Origin of the sequence: Mesorhizobium sp. M7A.F.Ca.CA.004.12.1.1 (genome assembly GCF_003997835.1) — a bacterium.
In the GTDB taxonomy this organism is placed as follows: domain Bacteria; phylum Pseudomonadota; class Alphaproteobacteria; order Rhizobiales; family Rhizobiaceae; genus Mesorhizobium.
Genome location: NZ_RZRK01000654.1, coordinates 1 through 3,505 on the forward strand (window position 1 = coordinate 1; position 3,505 = coordinate 3,505).

Here is a 3,505-nt window from a genome sequence, read left to right on the forward strand (position 1 = left end):
CGCATGGCGTACGCTTCATACGGCCTTCGGTCTCGAGTTCAAGCCGGTTCTTCTTCAACGCCGCCACCAGGCCGCGAAAATTGTCCGGCTTTGTCGCGATGGCTTTGCGCATCGCCAGCAGCAGCGCCGGTTCCGGCTGCCACCAGGCAATGTCGGCAAAACAGCGCTCAAGCCCGATATGCACGTAGAACACACCCTGCTCCATCTTGGTGCCGTCGGGCGACAGGATGGCCGACAAATGCCTGTTGTAGGGCCGCTTGTCTTTGGCGAAGCGCACGTCGCGATTGATGCGGAACAGCGACTTCTTGCGATCACCGCGCAGGCCGAGCCCGGCCTCTTGGAAGCGTTCGGTCAGCGTGTCCACGAGATCACTGAGCGGATCGCGCAATTCCTGTTCGAACAGGTCACGGTTCTCCAAAAACCACTCTCGGCTCTGGTGGAAATCCAGCGCCTTCAGGAACGGAATGGCTTTCGGGCCGAAACCCTTGAATGCGCCTTCCATCACGCCTTGCCGATCCGTACCAGCCAGCCATCCTCGTCGATCACCTCGATGCCGAGTTCGCTGGCGAGCTTGAGCTTGGAGCCGGCACCCGGCCCGGCGACCACCAGATCCGTCTTTGCCGAAACCGAGCCCGCGACCTTGGCGCCCAGGCGCTCCGCCATCGCCTTGGCTTCGGAGCGTGTCATCTTCTCCAGCGAGCCCGTGAACACGACCGTCTTGCCGGCGACCTCGCTGTCGGCCGAGACGTTGACGATATACGGCTTCGGCTTGACTTGGCGGAGCAACGCGTCAAGCACGTCGTCATTGCGCTCATTGCCGAAGAAGTCGCGCAACGCATCGATCACGGTATCGCCGATGCCGTTGACCGAGGGGAAAACCGTGTGTGGATCCTCCGCTGCCGCTGTCTCCTTGCCGACCCGGATCATCTCCTCGATGGTCGAGAAGGTGCGGGCAAGCACGGCGGCCGTCGTTTCGCCGATATGGCGGATGCCGAGCGCGAATATGAAACGGTCGAGCTCCGGCTCGCGGCGCGAGTCGATGGCGGCGAACAGCTTGTCGAGGCCCTCATAGTTGCGATCCTCGACGCTGCGCACATTCTTGCGCGTCTTGCCCGATGCGGCCTCGCGCTGCCTTGCCTGCTCCTCGCGGCGTTCGGCCAGCGCCCTGGTGACGGCCGGACGGCGATCCCTGAGCGTGAAGATATCGGCGGCGGTCTTGATCAATCCCGCATTGAAGAACGTGTCTATGTTCTCCGCGCCGAGGCCTTCGATGTCCAGGGCGCCGCGTGACACGAAGTGGCGCAATCCTTCCACCGCCTGCGCCGGGCAGATCAGTTCGCCGGTGCAGCGCCGGCGGGAATCTTCCTTGCCGGTCTTTTCGTTGATCTCGCGCGTCGCCGGCGAGCCGCAGATCGGGCAAGTGTGAGGGAACTCGTAAGGCACCGCATCAGCAGGCCGCTTGTCGATGACGACGCTGACGATCTGCGGAATGACATCGCCTGCCCGCTGGATCACGACCGTATCGCCGATGCGCACATCGATGCCGTCGCGGATCGGCTCGCCGGTCGAGTCCAGGCCCTTGATGTAGTCCTCATTGTGCAGCGTGACGTTCTCGACCACGACGCCGCCGACAGTGACCGGCGCCAGCCGCGCAACCGGCGCCAGCGTACCGGTACGGCCGACCTGGATGTCGATCTTCTGCACGGTCGTCATCGCCTGTTCGGCCGGAAATTTATGCGCGACCGCCCAGCGCGGTTCGCCGGTGACGAAACCCCAGCGGCGCTGCAACTCCAGCTGGTCGACCTTGTAGACGACGCCGTCGATATCGTAGCCGAGCGCCGAGCGCTGCTCCTCGATCCGATGATAATGCGCGATCAGCTCCTCGGCCGATTTCGCCCGCACCATCAGCGGACTGATCTTGAACCCCCACTCGGCGAATTTCTGCACCGAATCATATTGGGTCGGAGCGGGATCAGCCGTCGTGTAACCCCAGGCATAGGCGAAGAATTTGAGGTTGCGGCTGGCGGTGACGGATGGATCCTTCTGGCGCAGCGATCCGGCCGCCGTATTGCGCGGATTGACGTAGTCCTGGCCGCCGGCCGCAGCCGATCGCTGCTTCAGCGCCTCGAATTCCGCATAGGTCATGTAGACCTCACCGCGGATCTCGATGATTTCGGGCCAGCCCGAGCCTTTCAGCTTCGCTGGAATATCGGCGATCGTCTTCAAATTGGCGGTGATGTCTTCGCCAACGGCGCCGTTGCCACGCGTCGCGCCCTGCACGAACACACCGTTTTCGTAACGCAGCGAAGCCGACAGCCCGTCGATCTTCGGTTCGGCTGTGAAGGCGATGTCGAGCTCCTTGTCGCGATCGAAGAACCGCCGCCCGCGTTCGATGAAATCCGTGACGTCATCGTCGGTATAGGCCTTGGCAAGGCTGAGCATCGGCACGGCATGGCGCACCTTGGTAAAGCCTTCCGCCGGAGCGGCTCCGACCCTGAGCGATGGCGAATCCTCGCGCACCAGCGCCGGAAAGCGCTCCTCGATGGCAAGGTTGCGCCGTGCGAGCGCATCATACTCCGCATCGGTGATAACAGGCGCATCTTCGGTATGGTAGCGCCGGTCGTGCTCGGCGATCTCTTCCGCCAGCCGCTTCAGCTCGGCTTCGGCCTCGCTTTCGGTCAGGGCATCAACTGGTTTTTCGGACATGCTTTCTTCCCCGAACGGTGGCGCTACACAATAGATCAGCATTTCAAGAAAATCATTCCTGAACAGCAGGATGGAGCCATATCCTGACTCGATCCCTGACATCAGCCGTTCTTATGCAGCTGTGGTGTTCTCGCGCAGCAACCGTTCGGCGGCCGCGCGCGCTTCATCGGTGATGGTGGCGCCGGCCAGCATGCGCGCGATCTCTTCCTGCCGCGCCGGCCGGTCCATCTCGGCGATGCCTGTGGCGACACGGTCGGTGGTGCCTGATTTGGAGATCAGGAAATGCGTCGCCGCGCGTGCCGCCACCTGCGGTGCGTGCGTCACCGACAGCACCTGGACGCGTTTCGACAGTCGCGCCAGCCGCTGGCCGATGGCGTCGGCGACAGCACCGCCCACGCCGGTGTCGATTTCATCGAACACCAGCGTCGGCGCCGAACCGCGGTCGGCCAGCGCCACCTTCAGCGCCAGAAGGAAGCGCGAAAGCTCGCCGCCGGAGGCCACTTTCATCATCGGCCCGGGCCGCGTGCCTGGATTGGTGCGCACCCAGAACTCGATCTGGTCGATCCCCTCTTCCATGCGGCTCTCGGCCTCGCTCTTCATTTCCACGATAAAGGCGGCGCGTTCGAGCTTCAGGGCCGGCAGTTCGGCCATCACGGCCTTGGTCAGGCCGACCGCCGCCGCATGACGCAGCGAGGACAGCTGCGCGGCGGCAATGTCGTAGGTCTCGCGCGCGGCGGTGGCCTGCTTTTCCAGCCCATGCAGGCGCTCCTCGCCGGCATCGAGATCGGCGAGATCGGCC

The 3,505-nt window shown here is 63.7% G+C and carries 2 protein-coding genes and 1 pseudogene; all 3 read right to left on the reverse strand.

Features of this window, described 5'->3' with window-relative positions:
- The coding region (locus EN984_RS27045; protein WP_127384083.1) for a TIGR02453 family protein at positions 1-502 on the reverse strand (502 nt) is incomplete at its 3' end.
- Positions 502-2,706 carry an NAD-dependent DNA ligase LigA gene (ligA, locus tag EN984_RS27050; protein ID WP_127270946.1) on the reverse strand — a complete coding sequence of 735 codons (2,205 nt, stop codon included), beginning with the start codon at positions 2,704-2,706 and terminating at the stop codon, positions 502-504. The genes EN984_RS27045 and ligA, both read right to left, overlap by 1 nt.
- Before the next feature lie 111 nt (positions 2,707-2,817).
- A pseudogene (locus EN984_RS27055) lies at positions 2,818-3,505 on the reverse strand (DNA repair protein RecN); the annotation flags it as partial.